Genomic DNA, 23,614 nt, shown 5'->3' with positions numbered 1-23,614 from the left:
CATCGAGCGCGCCCGGCACCTTGCCGGGCGCGTTCTTCGCGTCGAGGCACCGGACTCGAGGCCTATTTGTCGACGACGGTCGTGTCGAAGCTGTAGCGAGACGCCCGGTAGCAGTGGCTACCGCATTCGACAGCGCGGCCGGAATCGTCGAAGGCAGTCCGGTTCACGGTCAGCAACGGTGCACCGGCCTTCTCGTCGAGCAGCAGCGCCTCGGCGTCGGTCGCCAGTGATGCGCCGATCCGCTGCCGAGCCAACCGAATGTGCACTCCACGTGCTCGCAGTGCGGCGTACAACCCGGACTCTTCCAGTTCCTCCGGGTCCGGCGCGAGGGCGAACGGGAGGAAGTTCGTCAACAGCGCGAGAGGCTCCCCGTTGGCGCTGCGGAGTCGCCGGATGTACGCCACTTCCGCGCCGTGCTCCAGGCCGAGTTCGGCCGCGACGTTCGCTCCGGGCGCCGTCACGCGAAACTCGAGCAGCGTGGTGGTGGGGCTCTGCCCCGTCCTGGTGAGGTCGTCGAACAGACTCGTCAGCTCCACCGGTCGGTGCATCGTACTGTGCACCACCTGCGTCCCCACACCGCGCTTTCGGACGAGCAACCCCTTGTCGACGACTTCCTGGATCGCCCGCCGAGTTGTGGGGCGTGAGAGATTGAGACGCTTGGCGAGTGAGAGTTCGTTCTCGAATCGATCTCCCGGCGCGAGTTCGCCTGCGATGATCGCTTTCTCGATACTTTGTGCCAGCTGAAAGTAGAGCGGGATCGGGCTGGATCTGTCGAGCTCGACTGCGAGCTGTGCACTCACGGATCACTCCGATCCTCGTCCTCGGCCAGAGCGGCGCTGAAAAGACTAACACCGGGTGAACGTTACGTCTTAATGTCAGGACAAAGCGTTGACAGTGCGCGCGATGTGGAGAACAGTCTCCATCAGATTTCACCGCCTGCGCAGAGCGCCGCAACGACCTCCCCGGGAGTCAGCATTGACCACGGACAGCACGCACCGCAGCCGCCCCGGCTGGGATGTTCTCGCTATCGGTCGTTGTGGGGTCGACCTTTACCCTCTGCAGACCGGGGTCGGGCTCGAGCAGGTAGAGACGTTCGGCAAATTCCTCGGCGGCAGCGCAGCCAATGTCTCCGTCGCCGCCGCGCGCCTGGGTTGCCGCAGTGCCCTCATCTCCGGCGTCGGCGACGATCCGTTCGGACGGTTCGTGCGCTCGGCGCTCACCGACCTCGGAGTAGACAACCGTTACGTGCGCATCGACTCCGCATACCCGACACCGGTCACGTTCTGTGAGATCTTTCCCCCGGACCACTTTCCGCTGTATTTCTACCGCAAGCCCGCGGCCCCCGACTTGCAGATCTCCCCCGAGCACATCGACACCGCCGCAGTGCGAGAGGCGAAGCTGTACTGGTCCACGGCGACCGGACTGTCCGAGGAACCGAGTCGTAGTGCTCATTTCGCGGCCTGGCAATCGCGCGGCCGTCGGCAGCACACCGTTCTCGATCTCGATTACCGGCCGATGTTCTGGGCCTGCGCGGCCGACGCCACTGCGCAGATGCAGCGCGCTCTCCGACACGTCACCGTTGCCGTGGGCAACCGGGAAGAATGTGAGATCGCGGTCGGTGAGACCGACGCGGACAACGCCGCCGACGCCCTCCTCGACTTCGGTGTCGAACTCGCCATAGTGAAACAGGGCCCGCGTGGTGTGCTCGGAAAGACGCGCAGCCAGCGCGTCACCGTACCGGCGATCGACGTGCAAGTTGTCAACGGACTCGGCGCGGGTGACAGCTTCGGCGGCTCCCTGTGCCACGGACTTCTGTCCGGATGGCCGCTCGAGAAAGTACTGCGTTACGCCAATGCCGCAGGAGCGATTGTGGCGTCCCGCCTCGAATGCTCCACGGCGATGCCGACGGCCGAAGAGGTACGCGCACGTGCCGAAGTCGACACTGCGGAGGTCATCGATGTCTGAAACGTTCATCCCCCGTGCGCATCGCGCCTCGCCACTGACCGCGCCGGAGGGGATGCGATGAGCAGCAAGTATTACCTGCCCGTCGGCTCCGCCGCCACCGGTCCCTTCGACCTCGAGGTGACGCCCGAATCCGCGGGCTGGACCGAGTCGAGCCTGCGCGTCCTGACGCTTCCTCTCGACGGCTCCGCGGAATTCCACACCGGCGCAGAAGAAATTCTCGTCGTTCCCCTCTCGGGATGGGTGACGGTGTCCTGCGCGAACGAGGAGTTCGTCCTCGCCGGGCGACGATCGGTGTTCGACGGCCCCACCGACTTCGCGTATGTCGGCATCGACTCCGCCTACCGGGTTACAGCCTCGAATGGTGGACGCTTCGCGCTCTGCGGCGCCCGGGCCCGGCAGAAGTTCCCGTTCCGATATGTTCCCGCCGCGGACGTGTCCGTGGAACTGCGCGGCGCGGGCAACTGCAGCCGGCAGGTGCACAACTTCGCGACCGCCGACCGGTTCGAGGCAGATTCGATCATCGCGTGCGAGGTGATCACGCCCGGCGGCAACTGGTCGTCGTATCCGAGCCACAAGCACGACGAGAACAGCGCTGTGGAATCCCAGCTGGAGGAGATCTACTATTTCGAGATCGCCCAGGCACATTCGGGGACACCCGATTTCAGTGGCACCGGATTCGGCTACCACCGCGTGTACGGCACACCCGAGCGGCCGATCGAGGTGCTCGAGGAAGTACGAACCGGCGACGTGGTCCTCGTTCCGCACGGGTATCACGGCCCGTCGATTGCCGCACCCGGCCACCACATGTACTACCTGAACGTCATGGCCGGTCCCGGCGACGATCGATCCTGGAAGATCTGCGACGACCCGGCGCACGCCTGGGTCCGCACCAGTTGGGAGCACCAGACCGTCGATCCCCGACTGCCCTTGCACCGCTCCACCTTTCCGAAAGGAGCATGACGTGGTGTCCACCGCGCCTCGATCGGCGAACGAAGATCCCGACGCCGAGGGCACCGTGCACCTCACTGTGGCCCAGGCGGCTCTCAGGTTCCTCGAAAACCAGTATGTGGAGCGGGACGGCGTACGGAACCGGTTCTTCGCCGGTTGCCTCGGCATCTTCGGCCACGGCAACGTGGCCGGTGTGGGACAGGCGCTGCTGCAGGCGGAGATCGACGCCGCCGAAGCCGGGACCATACCCGAGTTGCCCTACGTGCCCGGCCGCAACGAGCAGGCGATGGTGCACACAGCCGTCGCGTACGCACGCCAGAAGAACCGCCTGCAGACGTGGGTGGTATCCAGCAGTGTCGGGCCGGGCTCGACCAACATGCTTACCGGTGCGGCACTCGCCACGATCAACCGGTTGCCGGTGCTACTGCTGCCTGCCGACACATTCGCGACCCGTGCGAGTGCCCCGGTTCTCCAGGAACTCGAATTGCCGTCCAGCGGTGATGTCACCGTCAACGACGCCTTCAAGCCGCTGTCGCGATACTTCGACCGGGTGTGGCGCCCGGAGCAGCTGCCCGCGGCGCTGCTCGGAGCGATGCGCGTGCTGACCGACCCGGCCGAAACCGGCGCCGCCACGGTCGCTATTCCGCAGGACGTTCAGGCACACGCATTCGACTGGCCGCGCTCGCTCTTCGCCCCGCGCACCTGGCACGTCGCGCGGCCCCTGCCCGAACGGTCCGTGCTCACCCGCGTTGCGGATATCATTCGCTCGGCACAGAATCCGCTCATCATCGCCGGTGGTGGTGTCATCTACTCCGGTGCGACCGACGCCCTCGTAGCGTTCGTCGAGCAGACCGGCGTCGCTGTCGGTCTGACGCAGGCAGGCAAGGGATCGCTCGCTTCCGATCACCCACAGTCGCTGGGAGCCATCGGCTCGACCGGAACCACGGCAGCCAACACGTTGGCCGCCGATGCCGATGTGGTCATCGGCATCGGTACCAGGTACAGCGATTTCACGACGGCGTCGCGGACCGCGTTCGCACACCCGAACGTGCAGTTCGTCAATATCAATGTGGCATCGCTCGATTCGGTGAAACAGGGCGGAGTCAGCGTCATCGCGGATGCTCGGGAGGCGCTCGAGGCGCTCGGCCCCTTGCTCGGCGACTATTGCGTGTCCCAGGAATACCGCACGCGGACGCGCGAGCTGGTATCCCGCTGGGAAGCGAAAGTCGAGTCGGTGTACCGCATCACCGACGACACTCGGCAGGTGAACCAGAGCCAGGTGGTCGGCTTGGCGAACACCCTGTCGGACCCACGTGACGTCGTGGTCGGCGCCGCCGGTTCCCTGCCCGGCGACCTCCACAAGCTGTGGCGGACGCGCGATGCGAAGGGCTACCACGTCGAATACGGCTTCTCCTGCATGGGATACGAGATCGCCGGCGGAGTCGGCGTCAAAATGGCCTGTCCCGACCGCGACGTCTTCGTCATGGTCGGTGACGGTTCGTACCTCATGATGGCCAACGAGCTGGTGACTGCAGTGCAGGAAAATCTCAAGCTCATCGTCATCCTGGTGCAGAATCACGGTTTCGCCTCGATCGGATCGCTCTCCGAGTCGGTGGGATCCCAGAGATTCGGCACAGAGTACCGTCGCCGCGGCGGATCGGGTCGGCTCGACGGCGAGGTACTCCCGGTCGACTTGGCAGCCAACGCAGCCAGTCTCGGCGTAGATGTCATTCGCGTGAAGACAGCTGCGGAGTTCGCTGACGCCGTCAAAGTCGCGAAGGCCGGCGAGACGACTACTGTCATTCACGTGGAAACCGATCCGCGTTCCCCTGGCCCGGACAGTGAATCCTGGTGGGACGTTCCGGTGTCTTCCACGTCCACGCTCGACTCGACCCGAACCGCCTACGAGACGTACGCACAGTGGAAGAAGATCCAACGCCCCTTCCTGCGGCCCTCCGGAAACTAGAGCGACTACCCAAGAACTCGAAAGGAGCCCCGACATGAGCGCCATCCGCGTCGGATCAGCCCCTGATTCCTGGGGTGTCTGGTTCGCCGACGACCCGCGGCAGATTTCTTACGACCGCTTCCTCGACGAGGTGTCCGCGGCCGGTTACGAATGGATCGAACTGGGCCCGTACGGCTACCTGCCCACCCAGCCGGAGAAGCTGCGTGACGAACTCGACGCCCGCGGCCTGAAACTTTCCGCCGGGACGGTGTTCGAGCACTTGCATCGACCCGATTCCCGGGAAGCCGTCTGGTCCCGGATCGAGGAAGTCGCCGCCCTCACTGCGGCTGTCGGTGGCCGGCACGTCGTCGTGATCCCCGAGATGTGGCGCGATCCGGGCAGCGGCAAGGTCCTCGAAGATCGCAGCCTCACCACGGAGCAATGGACGAAGAAGACCGCAGGAATGAACGAGCTGGGCAAGCGAATGTTCGAGCAGTACGGCGTCGAAGCCCAGTACCACCCGCACGCCGACAGCCATATCGACACGGAGGAGCGGGTGTATCGTTTTCTCGATGCCACCGACGAAAAATTCGTCAATCTGTGCCTCGACACCGGGCACATCAGTTACCGCGGTGGCGACAATCTCGCGATCATCGAGCGCGCGGCCGAGCGTATCGGCTACTTGCACCTCAAGCAGGTCGATCCCGAGGTCCGGGCCACGGTCGAAGCCGGCGACCTGCCGTTCGGTGAAGCCGTGCAGCTCGCCGTCATGATCGAGCCTCCGCTGGGAATCCCGGACATGCCGTCTGTCCTCGCGGCGATCGACACGCTCGATATAGACGTATTCGCCATCGTCGAGCAAGACCTCTATCCCTGCGCCCCCCACGTCCCCTTGCCGATCGCGCAACGCACTCGAATGTATCTGGAGAGCTGCGGGATAGGTTCCGTTCGCTTCCACTGACAACGTCAGGAGTTCGTTCCCCGATGACCGCAAGCCGGAGCCTCCGCATCGCCGTACTGGGCGTCGGAATGATGGGCGCCGATCACGTCAGACGCATTACCTCCACAATTTCCGGTGCCCGGGTCGCGGTGGTCAACGACTACGTCGTCGAGAAGGCTGCGCGACTCGCCGCGACCATCCCGGATTGCCGCGTCGTCGAAGATCCGCTCGATGCGATCGCGGATCCGGACGTCGACGCCGTACTGCTGGCCAGTCCCGGCCCGGCCCATGAGAAGCAACTGCTTGCGTGCCTCGAGCACGGCAAGCCGGTGATGTGCGAGAAGCCCCTTACTACCGACGTCGCCACATCACTCGAAGTGGTCGCGCGTGAAGCGGAACTGGGCACGAAGCTCATACAAGTGGGTTTCATGCGCCGATTCGATCCCGAGTACCGGCAACTCGCGGCCCTCCTCCACTCGGGCCAATTGGGTCGCCCCCTGCTCCTGCACTGCATCCACCGAAACCCGAGCGTGCCAACTCATTTCGACAGCGCGATGATCGTCAAGGATTCGCTGGTGCACGAGGTCGATGTGACCCGCTTCCTGCTGAACGAGGAGATCTCCTCCGTTCAGATCATCACGCCCAGACCCAACCCGCGAGCACCGGAGGGCCTGCGGGATCCGCAGATCGCTCTGTTCACCACCACGTCCGGCATGCACGTCGACGTGGAGGTGTTCGTCACCACCGGGGTCGCCTACGAGGTCCGGACAGAGGTTGTCGGGGAATCGGGTAGCGCAATGATCGGTCTCGACGTAGGACTGATTCGTACGAGCACGCCCGGCATTCGAAGCGGTCGGATCACGCGGACCTTCACGGAGCGGTTCGGGCAGGCCTACGACATCGAGATTCAGCGGTGGGTCGATGCTGTCCGCTCGGGATCCAGGACGGGCAACTACATCGACGGGCCGGACGCATGGGACGGTTACGCGGCCGCCGCAGTGTGCGCTGCGGGGGTCGAGTCACTCGAGACGGGTGAGCGCGTCACGGTGGAGATGGTCCAGCGATCCTCGATTCGGGGTCCGGACGACCGGTAGGTGACGCCGCGCCCGCCCCTCAGCCGGCCACCCTCAGCCGGCCGCCCGCAGCTGGGCGGCCAAGCGCATCGCCGAGTTGGCGTCGCCGTAGCCCTCGTACCCGCCGATCCGCTGCACCACCTCGAAGAACAGGTCGGCGCCCACCGTCCTGGTGAACACGTGGAAGAACTCCCCGTGCGGATCGGCGTCGTACATGATGCCCGAACTGCTCATCCGATCCAGCAACTCCCGCGACAGCCCGAACCGGGCCTCGAGGTCGTCGTAGTAGTTCGGTGAAATCGACAACGGCTCGAACCCGTTGGACTGCATCGCGGCCGCCGCGGTGAAAATGTCGCTGCACGAGAACGCCACATGGCTGATCCCACCACGCCTGGTCGCGGCGATGTGCGAATTGCCGGGCGCTGCGCCCGGAACCATGTTCAGGGAGATGCGCAGCGGCCGGTCGACGCCGTCGGCACCCGTCTGATCCATCGTCAGCGCCTGACTGCGCATCATTCCGACCGCGTCGGTGACGTCGAGGCCCTCGTGCGGCGCCATTGCAAACACCGACCGCAGCAGCAGCATGATGCCGTCCCAGTTGTCGGACGGCACCGCCAGGGCCACATGATCTACACCCGTGAAGACGGGAACGTCGTCCTGCCACCGCGACTCGGTGGGATACAGGTCGAAGGCCGACTGCCACGCAGCCGCACTCCCGGGCCCTCGCAGGTCCAGCGAAGTGGCATCGGTGATTTTCAGCCGGACTACATCTGACTCGGGAGCCGTGTCCACGCCCGGCAACTGAACCTCGTGCACCGGCACCTCGAGCGCTGCCGCCCGCTCACCCCATGCATCCGGGTCGCTCGACCGGATGCCGATCTGGGTGAGCACCGGCAAGTGCGCAGGCAGGCCCGGGGCAGTCCACACGGTGCCGGCCGTGGCGTCGACGACGACGGTCAACGGCCCGTGCCGCCACAACTGGAGGTCGTGGTTGCGATGCCGCCCGGCTAGCTGAAAACCGATGTGCTGCAGTGCCTGCCGCAGGTCCGCTTCTTTGCCGGGACCCGCCGCGAGGCGCAAGGACACGATTCCCTCGAGCGGCGCGCGGGGCGGTGGCCGGAAGAGGACCGGCCCGCCGTCGGCCTCTTCGCCGCGTTCCGCCAGAACCCGGCCGACTTCCTCCTGCAGATACAACAACGAACGGTGAGCGTCTGCCGCCGTGCGGCCGGTGGACGACTGGCGGAACGTGTCGTTGAATATTTCGAGTGACCACGGGCCCTGGTACCCCGCCGCCTGCACGTGCGCGCCGAACGCCGCAAGGTCGAAGTTTCCTTGCCCCGGGAAGTTCCGGTGATGCCGACTCCACTGCAGGACATCCATCGACAGGCGTGGTGCGTCCGCGAGTTGCAGGAAGAAGATTTTCTCGCCCGGGATGTCGCGGATACCCGAGGGGTCGTCGCCGCGCGAGAGGATGTGGAAGCTGTCGAGACAGGTTCCGAGGGCGGGATGGTCCGCGTCCGCCACGATCTTCCACGCATGACGATAGGTGTTGACGTGCGTTCCCCAAGCCAGCGCCTCGTACGCGATCCGCAGTCCACGGGCGTGCGCCCGTTCGGCAAGAGTGTGGAGTTGCGCGGTGAGAAGACCGTCGTCGCGTACCGCCTCCGGCAACGGAGACGAGCAGACCAGCATGGTGTCGCAGCCGAGCTGCTCCATGATGTCGAATTTGCGTTCGGCCCGGACCAGGTTGCGGGCGAAGGTGGCATCGTCCGTCGAATCGAGGTCACGGAACGGCTGATAGAGATCTAGCGTAAGTCCGAGATCCGCTGCGCGGGTTGCGAGTTCACGTGGAGACCACGGCGAGCTCACGAAGTCCGGTTCGAACACCTCGAACCCGTCGAAACCCGCGGCGGCGATCGCGGCGACCTTCTCCTCCAGCGACCCGCTGAGGGAGACGGTGGCGACACTTGTCCGGATCCGCTCTGCCACGACGTACTCAGCCCTTGTTGCAGATGAAGTCGACGGCCAGCCCGTACCCGATAATGCCCAGCCCGGCGATCACGCCAGTGGCAACGCCGGAGACGTACGAGTGTCGCCGGAATTCCTCGCGCGCGTGAACATTGCTGATGTGGACCTCCACCAACGGCACCTCGAGCGTGACGAGCGCATCGCGTAGCGCCACCGAGGTGTGGGTGTATCCACCGGGGTTGATCACCACACCCGACGCAGTGGTCCGCGCTTCGTGCACCCAGTCGATCAGTTGGCCCTCGTGATTGGACTGACGAGCCACGATCTCCCGACCGGCCCGCGCAGCCGAGGTGCGACAGAGTTCGACGACGTCATCGAGCGTCTCGGATCCGTACACCTCGGGCTGGCGCTGCCCGAGCAGGTTCAGGTTGGGGCCGTTCAGAACGAAGATCGGTCCTGGAGCTGTCATCGCGCGCGTTACCTCCGTATGTACGAACTAGTGAGTTAGTCCGCAATCAGGATACAGCGCGCCTCCGCCTACGCGGACTTGTCCCGGCGTTCCCCGCGGTCGGGCTTACGCGGAACGATGGTCGGCAGAACGTTGTCGTTGACCGTTTCGGCGCTGACCACGACCTTTTCGACATCATCGCGACTCGGGATGTCGTACATGACCGGGAGAAGAACTTCTTCCATGATCGCGCGGAGACCGCGGGCACCGGTGCCACGAAGAATCGCTTGGTCGGCGATGGCCTCGAGCGCGTCCGTGGTGAACTCCAACTCCACGCCGTCCATGTCGAAGAGCCGGTTGTACTGCTTGACCAGCGCGTTCTTCGGCTCGGACAGGATCTGGACGAGTGATTCCTTGTCGAGGTTGGTGACCGACGCCACCACCGGCAAGCGACCGATGAACTCGGGAATCAGACCGAACTTGATCAGGTCTTCGGGCATGACCTCGGCGAAGTGGTCCTGCGTATCGATCTCCGCCTTGGAACGCACCTCGGCGCCGAAGCCGATTCCACGCTTGCCGACCCGGTCGGAGACGATCCGCTCGAGTCCGGCGAAGGCGCCGGCCACGATGAAGAGCACGTTGGTGGTGTCGATCTGGATGAATTCCTGATGGGGGTGCTTACGCCCGCCCTGCGGAGGCACGCTCGCCTGCGTTCCCTCGAGGATCTTCAGAAGCGCCTGCTGCACGCCTTCACCGGACACATCGCGTGTGATCGACGGGTTCTCGCTCTTGCGGGCGATCTTGTCGACCTCGTCGATGTAGATGATGCCGGTCTCGGCGCGCTTGACGTCGTAATCGGCGGCCTGGATCAGCTTGAGCAGGATGTTCTCGACGTCTTCACCCACGTAACCGGCCTCGGTGAGTGCCGTGGCGTCGGCGATCGCGAACGGGACGTTGAGCATCTTCGCCAACGTCTGAGCAAGGTAGGTCTTGCCACAGCCGGTCGGGCCGAGCATGAGGATGTTCGACTTGGCCAGCTCGACCGTCTCACCACGCGCGTCACGACCCTTGTCACCGGCCTGGATGCGCTTGTAATGGTTGTAGACGGCGACAGCGAGGGTCCGCTTGGCGGCGTCCTGGCCGATCACGTAATTTTCGAGAAAGTCCCGGATCTCGGCAGGCTTCGGCAGCTCGTCGAGCTTCACCTCGCTGGACTCTGCCAGCTCCTCTTCGATGATCTCGTTGCAGAGGTCGATGCACTCGTCGCAGATGTACACCCCAGGCCCCGCAATAAGCTTTTTGACCTGCTTCTGGCTCTTACCGCAGAAAGAGCACTTGAGCAGATCCCCGCCGTCACCGATGCGTGCCATCTCGTCAGGTCCCTACTTCCCTCGTTTACGTGCAACCACCGAATCCCGATGACACGCGTGCTGCGCACCACCGAAAAACGAAAGCCCGTTATGTGACCGTACCCGCAGATCGCGAGCGAGGTCGACTGGTTGTCGGTGATTCGCTCGCCGATCTTCCGGGAACGCCAGCCTTACCGACGCCGCACCCGGCCCGTCGCAACTCCACCCTCACGGCGTGTCGCCCGAGCCGGGGCGGCAATACATCACTTCTGGGCGCTGAGTTTGCGGTACTCGAGCACGTCGTCGATGATCCCGTATTCCTTCGCCTCTTCGGCGGTGAGGATCTTGTCGCGATCGGTGTCCTTGCGGATCACATCCGGCGTCTTGCCGGTGTGCTTCGACAGCGTCGTCTCCATCAGACGGCGCATGCGCTCGATCTCGGCTGCCTGAATCTCGAGGTCGGACACCTGGCCCTGGATGCCGCCAGAGGCCGGCTGGTGGATGAGGACGCGAGCGTTCGGCAGCGCCAGGCGCTTACCGGGCGACCCGGCCGCCAGCAGCACGGCCGCCGCCGACGCCGCCTGACCCAGGCACACCGTGGTGATGTCGGCGCGCACGTACTGCATGGTGTCGTAGATCGCCATCAACGAGGTGAACGAACCACCCGGGGAGTTGATGTACATCGTGATGTCGCGATCGGGGTCGAGCGATTCCAGAACGAGCAACTGAGCCATCACGTCGTTGGCCGAGGCATCGTCGACCTGGACGCCGAGGAAGATGATGCGCTCCTCGAACAGCTTGTTGTACGGGTTGGACTCTTTGACGCCATAGCTCGAGTGCTCGATGAACGACGGCAGAATGTAGCGCGACTGCGGGGCGGCGGGCGCCTGGCCTCCCAGGTTGCGGGGATCGAACAGGTTGGTCATCAGTTCTCCAAGGATGTGTGGGACGCGGGGAGGGTCAGGGGCCGGATTCAGCTACCGGTTCCACCCGCCTGGCGTGCGCGGGAGACGACGTGGTCGACGAAGCCGTATTCGAGAGCCTCATTGGCGGTGAACCAGCGGTCGCGGTCGGAGTCGGCGGTGATCTGCTCGACGGTCTGACCGGTGTGCTCGGCGATCAGCTCGGCCATCTCACGCTTGGTGTGGGCGAACTGCTCGGCCATGATCGCGATGTCACTGGCGGTGCCCCCGATACCGGCGGACGGCTGGTGCATCATGATCCGGGCGTGCGGGAGAGCGTAACGCTTGCCCTTCGCACCGGCGGAGAGCAGGAACTGACCCATCGAGGCGGCAAGACCCATTCCGAACGTGGCAACGTCGCACTCCGCGAACTGCATCGTGTCGTAGATCGCCATTCCGGCGCTGACCGAGCCGCCGGGCGAGTTGATGTAGAGGGAGATGTCCCGATTGGGATCCTCTGCCGACAGCAGCAGGATCTGAGCGCACAGCTTGTTCGCGATGTCGTCGTCGACCTGGGTACCGAGGAAGATGATGCGCTCGCGCAGCAGGCGCTCGTACACCGAATCGCTGAGGTTCAACCCAGCGGTGGCTGAAGTCATGGCGGGACTCTGCAAAGTCTCCAGGTGATTGGAAGTCACGGTACCTGCCTTCTCCGTAAATCGTTGATTGCTGACACAGACACTAACGAAGGAGGGCGGCACCGGAGTCCCGGTGCCGCCCTACTTCGCTCAAAGCGGAAAACAACTCACCGCCGAACATGCGGGAAACACCCCGCGACCAGCGTTAGCTCTGGTCTTCGCCCTCGGCGGAATCCGCGGCGGGCTCATCGGTTTCGGTCTCGCCGTTGCCGAACAGTTCCGCAGTGTCCACGGTGGCACCCGTGGTGTCGGTGACGGTGGCCTGCTCGACGACACCGGCGAGAGCCTTGCCGCGGCGCACGTCGGCGAAGACGGCACCGAGCTGGCCGGCCTGCTGGATCTGCTGAATGAACTGCTCCGGAGCCATGCCGTAGCGCTGGGCCTGGAACAGGATGCGCTCGGTGAGTTCGTCCTGGCCCACAGTGACGTCGGACGCGTCGGCGATGGCGTCCAGCAGCAGCTGGGTCTTCACCGAGCGCTCGGCGCTCTCCTTGGCGTCCTTGTCGAACTCTTCGCGGCTCGTGCCCTGCTCCTCGAGAGCCTTGTTCAGGGCGTCCTCGTCGTGGTCGAGGCTGTGCACGGCGTCGTGCAGTGCCGCGTCGACCTCGGCCTTGACGACGGCCTCGGGCAGCGGAACCTCGACGGTCTCCAGCAGGGTCTCGAGGACCTTGTCGCGGATCTGCCCCGCCTGCTCGACCTTACGAACCCGTCCGACGCGCTCGCGCAGATCGGCCTTCAGCTCATCGAGGGTGTCGAACTCGCTTGCCAGCTGAGCGAACTCGTCGTCCTCGGCCGGGAGCTCGCGCTCCTTGACGGTGCCGACGGTGACGGTGACGACGGCTTCCTTGCCCACATGATCACCGGCGACGAGTGTCGAGGTGAACTCCTTGGACTCGCCCGCGGAGAGACCGATGACGGCCTCGTCGAGGCCCTCGATCAGCTGACCGGAGCCGACCTCGTGCGACAGTCCGCTCGCGGTGGCCTCGGGAACGGCCTCACCGTCGACGGTGGCCGACAGATCGATGGAGATGAAGTCGCCGTCCTGAACCGGACGATCGACGCCGGTGAGGGTGCCGAAGCGCTGACGCAGCGACAGCAGCTGCTCCTCGACGGCCTCGTCGGTGATCTCGATGGGATCGACGGTGACGCTGAGTTCGCTGTAGTCGGGCAGCGTGATCTCGGGACGCACGTCGACCTCGGCGGTGAACTCGAGGAGCTCGCCGTCCTCGATCTTCGTGATCTCGATCTCGGGCTGACCGATCGCCTTCACCGCAGCCGTGGTGACGGCCTCGGAGTAGCGGGACGGGAGTGCATCGTTGACGACCTGCTCCAGGACGGCTCCACGTCCGACACGAGCTTCGAGCAACTTGGCCGGTGCCTTGCCCGGACGGAAGCCGGGGAGACGGATCTGTTGCGCGAGGGCCTTGTAGGCCTTGTCGAAATCAGGCTTGAGCTCCTCGAAGGGCACCTCAACGTTGATACGGACTCGCGTCGGGCTGAGCTGCTCGACGGTGCTCTTCACGGACTGGCTCCTTCGTGTGGTCGTGCTCTTTACTGTGCGGCAGTTGCCTGCCCTGTGGTTCTGGTCGGGGTGACAGGATTTGAACCTGCGACCCTCCGCTCCCAAAGCGGATGCGCTACCAAGCTGCGCTACACCCCGGTCCGAGCAGGCTCTCGCCAACCTCGCGAGGACCCGAGGAAGAATCCTACGGCCCCCCGATTATGAAATCCAAAGCGGGATTGGGTACAGTCTGACATCGCAGACGACATGCATGGCGATCCCAGGTTGTCGTATGCACGGGGATGTAGCTCAATGGTAGAGCCTCAGTCTTCCAAACTGATTACGCGGGTTCGATTCCCGTCATCCCCTCCACACAGGAGCGTTTCCCCTCGCGGAAGCGCTCCTTTTTCGTGCCCTGGGGGCGGGCGCGGAATCCACAGCCTTGTGACATGCGTCACAAGGTTGGAGATCTCGTTCCCCGACCGTCCCCGCGTTCGCCCAACGCGTAATCCCCGGTTTCCTCGGTAGGCTGGGAGTTGTCCGATTCGTCCTGGCGACGGCCGCTCGGCCCTTGGAGGCTCTCGTGGAACTCCTACTCATCCTCGTGATCATCGCCGCGATCGGGTTCCTGGTCGTGCGAGGCCGCAACACACGTGCGGAGCAGACGGCACACCAACTCGAGGATGCCAAGGCGGACGCCCGGCAGGCCATCGAGCGTCTCGGCGGACAGGTCTACAACCTCGTCGGTTCGGACGACGCGTCCAAGCAGGCGCTGGCCGACGCGTCCGAGCGCTACATCGCCGCTGGGTCGCAGATCGATCAGGCCGACACCCCGACACAGGCGCGTCTCGCCAAGCAGACCGCCCTCGAGGGTCTGTATTACATCCGCGCCGCGCGCATCGCGATGGGGATGGATCCCGGGCCCGAGATTCCCACCCTCGAAGGCCAGAAGGTGGCCGGTCAGGTCACCGAGGACCGGGAGGTCGACTTCGAGGGGCGTCAGGTAGCCGCGTCACCGAATCCCTCGCCGAGAACCCCCAACTACTACCCCGGCGGTCGAGTCGCGGGCCGCCCCGTCCCCGCCGGCTGGTACTCGGAGCCGTGGTGGAAACCGGCGCTCATTGCCGGCGCCTGGGGCGTCGGCTCGATGTTCCTGTTCTCCGCGATGTTCTCCGGAATGTCGGGGGTGGCGTACGGCGCCCAGGACTGGGAAAGCGGTCAGGGCGACGCCGCTGCCGACACCGGAGACTCGGGCGGGGACGGTGGAGATGGCGGCGACACCGGCGGCGACATGAGCGGCGACACCGGCGGCGACATGAGCGGCGGCGGCGATGGGTTCATGGGCTTCGGCGGCGATGGCGGTTTCGGCGGCGATGGCGGTTTCGGCGGTTTCGACATCTGAGTCGCCGCCTCGTGATCGGAAGTTGGTGTGCGCGACGCCGCCGGGTCAGGACGGCTGGCAGGTGGGACACCAGAAGAGGTTGCGCCCCTTCATGACCGAATGGGCAACCGCTGTTCCACAGATCCGGCACGGCTCCCCTGCCCGACGATAGACATAGGTTCGGGGACGCCCCTTCGCGTAGGGCGGTTCGCCGTGGTCGTCTTCGGGCCGGACCACATGAATCTGACCGCGGCGCACCGACAGCTTCATGAGGTCGACGAGATCGGCCCACACTGCATCCCACTCGTCGTGGGACAGCTGGCGGCCGGGCCGCTCGGGGTGGATCGAATGCCGGAAGAGCACCTCCGCCCGGTAGACGTTGCCGATTCCTGCGACGACTGCTTGGTCCATGAGCAGGGCTCCGATTGCCGTCTTCGACGAGGAGATCCGCTTCCACGCCTTCTCGGGATCTGCGTCCGTGCGGAGTGGATCAGGTCCGAGCCTGGCCTCCACAGCGGCGACCTGAAGTTCGTCGTGCAATTCACACGCGGTGGGACCTCGAAGGTCGGTGCCGAACTCGGCACCGACCATCCGCATCCGGACCTGGCCCACCGGCGGGTCCATCGGAACGGGCGCCTCCGTGAAGGTGCCGTAGAGACCGAGGTGAACGTGGACGGCGAACCCGCCCTCGTAGTGGTGCCACAGATGCTTGCCCCACGCCTCCGCCTTCAGGAGGACGCGCCCGTCGAGAATCGCCGCCTCTTCCGCGAACCTGCCCTGCGGGCTGGACACCCGCACCGGAGCACGACCGAATCGGCGCTGATGCAAGCGTGCCAGCCGGTGAAGTGTGGGGCCCTCGGGCATGGAAGTTCTCTCGTCAGGCCTCGGGCACTGCCGGGGCGACGCCGGTCTTCTCGTACTCGGCGAGGATGTCGATCCGGCGCTGGTGCCGCTCCTCGTTCGACCACTCCGTGGTGAGGAAGGCGTCGACCATCGCCAGGGTCTCCTCGAGTGAGTGCATGCGTCCGCCGATCCCGATCAGCTGGGCGTTGTTGTGCTGACGCGCCAACTGAGCCGTCTCCACGCTCCACGCGAGCGCGCAGCGGGCGCCGGGCACCTTGTTGGCTGCGATCTGCTCGCCGTTGCCGCTGCCGCCCAGAACGATGCCGAGACTGCCCTCGTCCTCGACCACCCGGCGAGCCGCCTCGATGCAGAAGGCGGGGTAGTCGTCGACGGCGTCGTAGACGTGAGCACCGCAGTCGACGGCCTCGTGACCGGTGGCGGTGAGGTGTTCGATGATCTCGTTCTTACGTTCGAATCCGGCATGGTCGGCACCGAGGTATACGCGCATGACTGGAGATTCTGTCAGGCGGTGGGAGCGAATCGTCTCACGACCCCGGTACGCCTATCGTGATCAGCATGTATCCCGACAACGGACAGAACTGGGGACAGGTGCATCCGGGACACCTGCCGGCATCCGGGCAGCCGCAGTGGAATAGCGGAATGGGATGGACACCTCCCCCGCTGCCCGCCCCGGGGTTGATGCCGAACGACCGCCCGGCGCGGCATTCGTGGGAGATTCCGCTTCTGGTGTGCGCCGTCGCCCTCACGGTCGTGGCCTACACGGCGGCGATCGTGTCGCTCGTACTCGGTGTGGTCTCCACCTGGGTTGTGGTCGTGCTCGTCGCCCCGATCCTCATCGCCATCGCTCGCGGGCAGTTGTACGGCTCGCAACAGGTGAACGGCATCAAGATGACGCCCACCCAGTTCCCGGACGGTTACCGCATGGTGGCCGAGGCGGCGGCACGGTTCGGAATGGCCGAGCCGCCCGACGCCTATGTGGTGCTCGGGAACGGCCGGATCAACGCGTTCGCGTCCGGGCACGGATTCCGACGTTTCGTCGTGGTGTACAGCGACCTCTTCGAGATCGGCGGGGAGGCACGCGAACCGGACGCCCTCGCCTTCATCGTCGGCCACGAGGTGGGACACATCGCGGCGGGTCACGCTTCCTACTGGCGGCAGCTGGGACAGTTCGCGGCCAACTACATTCCCGTCGTCGGATCGGCGCTGTTCCGGTCCATGGAGTACACCGCGGACAATCACGGCTTCTGCGTGCGGCCCCAGGGCGCTCGCGGCGCGATGGGCGTCCTCGGTGCGGGCAAATACCTCGTCAGCGTCGTCGGATTCGACGAACTCGCCGATCGGGCCACCACCGAACGCGGATTCTTTCCGTGGTTCGTCAATCTGCTGTCCGGACATCCGGTTCTCACCTGGCGTGCGGCAGCGCTGCGTAATCGCACCCGACACGGGCATCTCTTCGTCAAGCCCGGCCAGATCTACCGCGATCCGCAGCAGCTGCAGTACGCGATCGACCCGGCCGGGCCCGCCCGGATGTGAACGAACCTCAGTCGAACTGAGGGTCTTCGGTGCGCGTGCGCTTGAGCTCGAAGAAGTGCGGGTAGCCGGCCAACGCGACGGCGCCGTCCCACACCTTGCCGGCGTCCTCACCGCGCGGAATACGTGAGAGCACCGGGCCGAAGAACGCGACACCGTTGACGTGGATGGTCGGTGTTCCGACATCGGGTCCGACGGCGTCCATGCCCGCAGCGTGGCTCTCACGCAACGCGGTGTCGTACCGGTCGGACTCGGCTGCGCCCGCGAGCTCGGCGGGCAGTCCCACCTCGGCGAGAGACTTGACCACGACGTCGGCGAAATCCTTGTTGCCTTCGTTGTGGATCTTCGTGCCCATCGCCGTGTACAGGGGCAGCAGGATGTCGTCGCCATGCTGCTGCGCAGCCGCGATGAGCACTCGCACCGGCCCCCACGCCTTCTCCATCAATTCCTGATACTGCTCGGGCAGGTCCCGACCTTCGTTGAGAACCGCCAGGCTCATCACGTGGAAGTTGGCCTCGATGTCACGGACCTGCGCGACCTCGAGGATCCATCGGGACGTGATCCAGCACCAGGGGCACAGCGGATCGAACCAGAAATCCGCGGTGTCCTTCGTGGTTCCAGCGTTCGTACCTGCACTCACGTGTTACTCCTTCTCGGTGGTGTCGTCGGCCCATTCCAGGTCTACGGGTGTCAACACGGAGTCGCGGCCAATCCTTCCCGCCGGTCCCCTGCGCCGCAGTAGGGTCGAGATGATCAGCCAGTGGCACCGGCTGGAAGGGAGTTCCCCATGTCTTCCACTCGTACGTTCATCGTCGTCGGCGGTGGTCTCGCAGGCGCGAAAACCGCGGAGGCGTTGCGCGCCAGAGACTTCGACGGTTCGATCATCCTTCTGTCCGAGGAGGATCACCTCCCCTACGAGCGGCCTCCACTGTCGAAGGAACACTTCGCAGGCAAGAAGGCGCTCGCCGATTTCATCGTGCACCGCGGCGACTGGTACCGCGACCACCATGTGGATCTGCGGCTCGGCACCGCTGCCACCGCCCTCGATCTCGCCGCCCACACCGTGACGCTCCCGGACGGTTCGACCCTCTCGTACGACAAGCTGGCACTCGCCACCGGCTCCCGGTCTCGCCGGCCACCCATCTCGGGGTCGGACGCTGCAGGGGTTCACTACCTTCGCACTGTCGACGAGTCCGACGCCCTCATCGAAGCAGTCGGCGAGCACGGCCGTCTGGTCGTGATCGGTGCCGGCTGGATCGGGCTCGAAGTCGGCGCGTCGGCCCGGGAACGAGGCGCCGACGTCGCACTGGTGGAGGCTGCGGAGGTCCCGCTGAGCGGCTCGATCGGCCCGGAGATCGGGACGGTCTTCGCGGAGCTGCATCGCGAGCACGGCGTCCACTTGCATCTGGCCGCCAAGGTCGAGGAAATACTGGTCGAGGACGGCCGGGCAACCGGCGTGCGACTCGGCGACGGCACCGTGCTGCCCGCCGACGCGGTCCTGGTAGCGGTCGGCGCCGCCCCGAACATCGAACTCGCCGAGCAGGCGGGACTCGACGTCGACGGCGGCGGCGTCCTCGTCGACGCAGGACTGCAGAGCAGTGATCCCGACGTCGTCGCCGTGGGCGACATCGCCGCGCATCTGCATCCTCGGCTCGGAACACGAATCCGGGTCGAGCACTGGGCGAACGCGCTGAACCAGCCCGCAGTCGCCGCAGCCACGATGCTCGGCCACACGGCGCAGTACGACAACCTGCCGTACTTCTTCACCGACCAGTTCGACCTCGGCATGGAGTACGTGGGATACGCACCGCACGATTCCTACGACCGGGTCATCGTGCGCGGCGACTACGCCACCCGCGAGTTCATCGCTTTCTGGCTCGATTCCGGTAACCGGGTGCTCGCCGGAATGAACGTCAATATCTGGGATGTGACAGATCAGATCAAACAACTGGTGTCCTCGTCGGCTCCGGTCGACCCCGACCGTCTGGCCGATCCGGCAGTCCCTTTGGTCGACGTCTCCGGTTAACGGCCCCGGTCCACTCGTGATGGGATGGCAGCATCGAGTACGAGCACCGCCGCCCATCCCCGAGGAGACCTCTGTGGCCCCACCGAACCTGACCCGCGAGCAGGCAGCCGAACGCGCCCGGTTGCTGACCGTCGACAACTACCTCATCGAACTCGATCTCACCGACGGGGCCGGGAAGCCCGGTGTGGAGACGTTCAGCTCACGCACCACCGTCACCTTCGGCGCCGTCGCCGGCACGTCCACCTTCATCGACATCGTTGCGGCCCGTGTGCATTCGGCCACCTTGAACGGTTCACCTGTCGACGTGGCGGACTACGACGAGGCCACCGGTATCGCGCTCACCGACCTGTCCGAGCAGAACGAACTGGTCGTGGAGGCCGACTGCGTCTACTCCCATACCGGGGAGGGACTGCACCGATTCGTCGATCCCACCGATCAGGCCGTCTACCTGTACTCGCAGTTCGAGACTGCCGACGCCAAGCGAATGTTCGCCTGCTTCGATCAGCCGGATCTGAAGTCGACGTTCGATGTGCACGTCACCGCCCCCGCCGACTGGAAGGTGATCTCGAACTCTGCCACCGTCGAATCCGTCAAGGCCGAGGCCGGACGCCATCTCTTCCGCACCACCCCGAAGATGAGCACCTACCTGGTGGCGCTCATCGCCGGACCCTACGCCGAGTGGACCGACACGTACTCCGACGAGCACGGTGCCATTCCTCTCGGAATCTTCTGCCGCGCCTCGCTTGCCGAGCACATGGACGCCGAGCGCCTCTTCACGGAAACGAAGCAGGGCTTCGACTTCTATCACCGCAACTTCGGCACGCCCTACGCGTTCGGCAAATACGATCAGCTCTTCGTGCCCGAGTTCAACGCCGGGGCAATGGAGAACGCCGGCGCCGTCACCTTCCTCGAGGACTACGTGTTCCGGTCCAAGGTGACCCGGGCGTCGTACGAACGCCGGGCCGAGACCGTACTGCACGAGATGGCGCACATGTGGTTCGGCGACCTCGTCACCATGCGCTGGTGGGATGACCTGTGGCTCAACGAGTCGTTCGCCACCTTCGCATCGGTGCTGTGCCAGAGCGAGGCGACCGAGTACACCAGCGCGTGGACGACCTTCGCCAATGTCGAGAAGTCGTGGGCCTACCGCCAGGACCAACTGCCGTCCACGCACCCGATCGCCGCCGACATCCCCGATCTCGCCGCCGTCGAGGTGAACTTCGACGGCATCACCTACGCCAAGGGCGCGTCCGTCCTCAAGCAGCTCGTCGCCTACGTCGGGCTGGAGCCGTTCCTGGCGGGGCTGCGGGACTACTTCCGCGAGCATGCGTTCGGCAACGCGACGTTCGACGACCTGCTGGGCGCGCTCGAAAAGTCCTCGGGCCGCGACCTGTCGGACTGGGGTGCGCAGTGGCTCAAGACCACCGGCCTCAACATCGTGCGCCCCGACTTCGAGGTGGACGCCGACGGTAAGTTCACTCGCTTCAGCGTCATTCAGGAAGGTGCCGCACCGGGTGCCGGCGAGCGCCGCGTGCACCGCATCGCCGTCGGCGTCTACGGCGATCGAGACGGCAAGCTGGTGCGTACCCATCGGGCCGAACTCGACCTCGAGGCCACGGAACGCACCGACGTCGCCGAACTTGTGGGTGTGGAGCGGGGCCAACTGATCCTGGTCAACGACGACGACCTCACCTATTGCTCGGTGCGCCTCGATCCGGACTCCCTCGCCACGGCCATCGAGCGGATCGGGGACATTGCGGAATCGCTCCCCCGCACCCTCGTCTGGTCCGCAGCGTGGGAGATGACACGTCAGGCAGAGCTGAAGGCACGGGACTTCGTCGCTCTGGTGCAGCGCGGCATCAGCGCCGAAACCGAAGTCGGTGTGGTGCAGCGGCTCCTGATGCAGGCGCACACCGCGCTCGGAAGCTACGCCGACCCCGAGTGGGCGAAGGAGCACGGGTGGCCCGACTTCGCGAACCGGCTCCTCGAACTGGCCCGGGAGGCCGCGGCAGGATCGGACCACCAGTTGGCGTTCGTGAACGCGCTGACCGGTGCGCAGCTGTCGGCGTGGCACACCGAGGTCCTGCAGGAGCTGCTCGACGCGGAACCCGACACCGTCGGGCTGCCCGGCCTCGTGGTCGACACCGATCTCCGTTGGCGGATCGTGGGGGCACTGGCCGGAGCCGGTGAGATCGATGCGGACGGCGTCGAATCGCCGTTCATCGACGCCGAAGCCAAGCGCGATCCCACGGCCGCAGGGGCCCGCCAGGCTGCGGCCGTGGCCACGCTCCGGCCGCAGGCGGCCGTCAAAGAACAGGCCTGGACCAAGGTGATCGGCGACGACTCGCTGCCGAACATCACCGCCCGCGCCATCATCGGCGGGTTCTCCGGACCGGGTCAGTCGGAACTGCTCGAGCCCTACGTGGCCCGCTATTTCGCGGACATTCCCGCGGTGTGGGAGCGGCGGTCGAGCGAGGTGGCACAGACCGTCGTGATCGGCCTGTACCCGTCATGGTCGATCAGCGAGAAGTCGGTGGCAGCGGCCGACGAGTTCCTGGCCGGTGACCACCCGCCCGCTCTACGCCGGCTGGTGGTGGAAGGCCGCGCGGGCATCGTCCGCTCCCTGGCAGCACGCAAGTTCGACGCGAGCTGACCGCGTCGCGGGGCGAATGGATCTTTCGACGCGTCAGGTGCGCCGAAAGGTTCCTTCGCCCCGCAGCGTCCGCCGAGGACGTACGAGCCTTCAGGAACCGTGTCAGTCCGGCAGGATCGGCACCGAAATGCCGGGGTCCCTGCCGAGGAGTACGGCACGCGTGACGGCCGAAGACCCGAAGCGGTCGCGGACGCTGTCGAGTGTGGTGTCGAGGGAACTGCTGGAATAAGGGTCGAACGGCAGTGCCAGTTGCTGCGGGCAATCGTCCTCGAGATTCGCGACGGCGACACCGACGAGGGTGATTCCCTTCGACTCGATCATCGGCATCGCCTTGTCCAGCAAGCCCCGCGCCGAGAGAAGAATGGTCTGCGTCTGCGCCGACGGCTGCACGAGAGTATGCGAACGGGTGACCCGCGTGAAGTCGTCGAAACGCAGTCGGAGTACCACCGTCCTCCCGACCCGCCGACCGCGGCGAAGCCGGCGCGTCACCCGATCGACCAAGGTGACGAGGGCAGCGTCGACGTCCTCCCGCGACTTCGGGCGCCTACCGAGCGCGTGCTGGGCGCCCACCGATCTCCGCCTTCGTCCGACCTCCACCGGACGGGGATCGCGGGCCCACGCGAGCGCGTGTAAGTGGTGCCCCGCAGCGGGACCGACGATGGTGACCAACACCTCTTCCGGGTAGTGGGCCAACTGACCCACTGTCCCGATCCCCGCGTCGCGGAGCTTTCCGGACGTGATCGCACCGACGCCCCACAGCCGTTCGACCGGCAACGGATGGAGGAACTCCAGTTCCCGATCGGGCGGCACGTGCAACAGGCCGTCGGGCTTTCCCACCGCACTCGCCACCTTCGCGAGAAATTTGGTGCGGGCAACGCCGACGGTGATGGGCAAGCCCACCTGCTCGCGCACCTCGCGGCGCAGTCGGGCGGCGATCTCGACCGGGGTCCCCGCGATCTTGCGTAGGCCGGCGACGTCGAGGAAAGCCTCGTCGATCGACAGGCCTTCCACGAGCGGGGTGGTGTGCGCGAACACGTCGAACACGGCCTTGCTCGCGGCCGCGTACGCCGACATACGCGGAGGCACCACGACTGCATGCGGGCACAGGTGAAGCGCCCGAGACGCGCTGCTGGCCGTGCGAACCCCGTAGGCCTTTGCCTCGTAACTGGCTGCCAGTACGACACCGCCGCCCACGATCACCGGCAGGCCACGCAGGCTGGGATCGTCTCGCTGCTCCACCGAGGCATAGAACGCATCGAGGTCGGCATGCAAGATGGTCGCGTCGGGACCGCTCGAGATCCGGGGGCGCGAAGACGACGACACGAACATATGTTCGCATCGACCACCGACAGAAGTCGAGTGTCCTCCTCGCGGAAGGCGCTCGACCCCCTCCCGGCACCTGTTCGACAGCCGACGGCCCGGC

General features: G+C 65.6%; 20 protein-coding genes and 2 tRNA genes. 10 read left to right on the top strand and 12 right to left on the bottom strand.

Going from position 1 to position 23,614, the window contains the following annotated elements; translation table 11 throughout:
* Positions 1-62: 62 nt before the first annotated feature.
* Positions 63-800: a GntR family transcriptional regulator gene (locus ACH49N_RS16270; RefSeq protein ID WP_358274519.1), complete on the bottom strand. Its 738-nt coding sequence runs from the start codon at positions 798-800 to the stop codon at positions 63-65.
* A 175-nt stretch (positions 801-975) separates the two neighbouring features.
* On the opposite strand from ACH49N_RS16270, the gene iolC reads away from it, so the two are divergent.
* Genes iolC through ACH49N_RS16245 form a run of 5 tightly spaced genes read left to right on the top strand, consistent with a single transcriptional unit; the run spans position 976 to position 6,892 of the window.
* Positions 976-1,965, top strand: coding sequence for a 5-dehydro-2-deoxygluconokinase (iolC, locus tag ACH49N_RS16265; RefSeq protein WP_358274520.1), 990 nt, complete (start codon positions 976-978; stop codon positions 1,963-1,965).
* Positions 1,966-2,022: 57 nt separating this feature from the next.
* Positions 2,023-2,925, top strand: a complete 903-nt coding sequence (gene iolB / locus ACH49N_RS16260; protein ID WP_358274522.1) for a 5-deoxy-glucuronate isomerase — start codon at positions 2,023-2,025, stop codon at positions 2,923-2,925.
* Between the two features lies 1 nt (position 2,926).
* A complete protein-coding gene (iolD, locus tag ACH49N_RS16255) occupies positions 2,927-4,879 on the top strand; it encodes a 3D-(3,5/4)-trihydroxycyclohexane-1,2-dione acylhydrolase (decyclizing) (RefSeq protein WP_358274524.1) in 1,953 nt (650 codons plus the stop codon).
* A 34-nt stretch (positions 4,880-4,913) separates the two neighbouring features.
* Complete coding sequence (locus tag ACH49N_RS16250; protein ID WP_159921341.1) at positions 4,914-5,819, top strand: sugar phosphate isomerase/epimerase; 906 nt, start codon at positions 4,914-4,916, stop codon at positions 5,817-5,819.
* A 23-nt stretch (positions 5,820-5,842) separates the two neighbouring features.
* Positions 5,843-6,892 (top strand): Gfo/Idh/MocA family oxidoreductase, encoded by a 1,050-nt coding sequence (locus ACH49N_RS16245; protein ID WP_358274526.1) that lies wholly within the window; start codon positions 5,843-5,845, stop codon positions 6,890-6,892.
* Positions 6,893-6,925: 33 nt separating this feature from the next.
* Here the strand turns inward: ACH49N_RS16245 and ACH49N_RS16240 are convergent, their stop codons facing one another.
* The 7 genes from ACH49N_RS16240 to ACH49N_RS16210 all read right to left on the bottom strand — a co-directional run bounded on the left by ACH49N_RS16240 (position 6,926) and on the right by ACH49N_RS16210 (position 13,896).
* The gene (locus tag ACH49N_RS16240) at positions 6,926-8,860 is read right to left on the bottom strand and encodes a sugar phosphate isomerase/epimerase and 4-hydroxyphenylpyruvate domain-containing protein (RefSeq protein WP_159921337.1); all 1,935 of its coding nucleotides are present in this window, start codon (positions 8,858-8,860) and stop codon (positions 6,926-6,928) included.
* A 7-nt stretch (positions 8,861-8,867) separates the two neighbouring features.
* Positions 8,868-9,308: a type II 3-dehydroquinate dehydratase gene (gene aroQ, locus ACH49N_RS16235; protein ID WP_250771313.1), complete on the bottom strand. Its 441-nt coding sequence runs from the start codon at positions 9,306-9,308 to the stop codon at positions 8,868-8,870.
* A gap of 68 nt (positions 9,309-9,376) precedes the next feature.
* A complete protein-coding gene (gene clpX, locus ACH49N_RS16230) occupies positions 9,377-10,657 on the bottom strand; it encodes an ATP-dependent Clp protease ATP-binding subunit ClpX (protein ID WP_109328853.1) in 1,281 nt (426 codons plus the stop codon).
* 242 nt (positions 10,658-10,899) lie between these two features.
* Positions 10,900-11,562 carry an ATP-dependent Clp protease proteolytic subunit gene (locus tag ACH49N_RS16225; protein WP_109328851.1) on the bottom strand — a complete coding sequence of 221 codons (663 nt, stop codon included), beginning with the start codon at positions 11,560-11,562 and terminating at the stop codon, positions 10,900-10,902.
* 47 nt (positions 11,563-11,609) lie between these two features.
* A complete protein-coding gene (locus ACH49N_RS16220) occupies positions 11,610-12,197 on the bottom strand; it encodes an ATP-dependent Clp protease proteolytic subunit (protein WP_109328849.1) in 588 nt (195 codons plus the stop codon).
* 184 nt (positions 12,198-12,381) lie between these two features.
* Positions 12,382-13,758 carry a trigger factor gene (tig, locus tag ACH49N_RS16215; protein WP_358274528.1) on the bottom strand — a complete coding sequence of 459 codons (1,377 nt, stop codon included), beginning with the start codon at positions 13,756-13,758 and terminating at the stop codon, positions 12,382-12,384.
* Between the two features lie 61 nt (positions 13,759-13,819).
* A tRNA-Pro gene (locus tag ACH49N_RS16210) sits at positions 13,820-13,896 on the bottom strand.
* Positions 13,897-14,035: 139 nt separating this feature from the next.
* On the opposite strand from ACH49N_RS16210, the gene ACH49N_RS16205 reads away from it, so the two are divergent.
* Together ACH49N_RS16205 and ACH49N_RS16200 are read left to right on the top strand one after the other, a co-directional pair.
* A tRNA-Gly gene (locus tag ACH49N_RS16205) sits at positions 14,036-14,109 on the top strand.
* Positions 14,110-14,320: 211 nt separating this feature from the next.
* The gene (locus tag ACH49N_RS16200) at positions 14,321-15,139 is read left to right on the top strand and encodes a DUF1542 domain-containing protein (protein WP_358274530.1); all 819 of its coding nucleotides are present in this window, start codon (positions 14,321-14,323) and stop codon (positions 15,137-15,139) included.
* A gap of 45 nt (positions 15,140-15,184) precedes the next feature.
* On the opposite strand, the gene ACH49N_RS16195 is transcribed toward ACH49N_RS16200, so the two are convergent.
* On the bottom strand, positions 15,185-15,982 hold the full coding sequence (locus ACH49N_RS16195) for a DNA-formamidopyrimidine glycosylase family protein (RefSeq protein ID WP_358274532.1): 798 nt from the start codon (positions 15,980-15,982) through the stop codon (positions 15,185-15,187).
* Positions 15,983-15,995: 13 nt separating this feature from the next.
* Positions 15,996-16,469 carry a ribose-5-phosphate isomerase gene (locus tag ACH49N_RS16190; protein WP_159921326.1) on the bottom strand — a complete coding sequence of 158 codons (474 nt, stop codon included), beginning with the start codon at positions 16,467-16,469 and terminating at the stop codon, positions 15,996-15,998.
* Between the two features lie 68 nt (positions 16,470-16,537).
* On the opposite strand from ACH49N_RS16190, the gene ACH49N_RS16185 reads away from it, so the two are divergent.
* A complete protein-coding gene (locus ACH49N_RS16185) occupies positions 16,538-17,515 on the top strand; it encodes a M48 family metallopeptidase (protein ID WP_397504703.1) in 978 nt (325 codons plus the stop codon).
* A gap of 7 nt (positions 17,516-17,522) precedes the next feature.
* Here ACH49N_RS16185 and ACH49N_RS16180 read toward each other — a convergent pair whose 3' ends face one another.
* Entirely contained in the window at positions 17,523-18,152 is a 630-nt protein-coding gene (locus ACH49N_RS16180; RefSeq protein ID WP_109335002.1) for a DsbA family protein, read from the bottom strand.
* Between the two features lie 147 nt (positions 18,153-18,299).
* Between ACH49N_RS16180 and ACH49N_RS16175 the strand changes: the two genes are divergently transcribed.
* Both ACH49N_RS16175 and pepN read left to right on the top strand, forming a co-directional pair.
* Positions 18,300-19,538: an FAD-dependent oxidoreductase gene (locus ACH49N_RS16175; RefSeq protein ID WP_358274534.1), complete on the top strand. Its 1,239-nt coding sequence runs from the start codon at positions 18,300-18,302 to the stop codon at positions 19,536-19,538.
* 73 nt (positions 19,539-19,611) lie between these two features.
* A complete protein-coding gene (gene pepN, locus ACH49N_RS16170; protein WP_358274536.1) occupies positions 19,612-22,191 on the top strand; it encodes an aminopeptidase N in 2,580 nt (859 codons plus the stop codon).
* A gap of 102 nt (positions 22,192-22,293) precedes the next feature.
* Here the strand turns inward: pepN and dinB are convergent, their stop codons facing one another.
* On the bottom strand, positions 22,294-23,520 hold the full coding sequence (gene dinB, locus ACH49N_RS16165) for a DNA polymerase IV (RefSeq protein WP_358274538.1): 1,227 nt from the start codon (positions 23,518-23,520) through the stop codon (positions 22,294-22,296).
* Positions 23,521-23,614 lie beyond the last annotated feature (94 nt).

Source organism: Rhodococcus sp. NPDC019647 (assembly GCF_044389235.1).
Classification (GTDB): Bacteria; Actinomycetota; Actinomycetes; order Mycobacteriales; family Mycobacteriaceae; genus Rhodococcus_F; species Rhodococcus_F oxybenzonivorans.
Note: the sequence above shows the minus strand (reverse complement) of the source record. Positions and strands in the feature narration are given on the sequence as shown.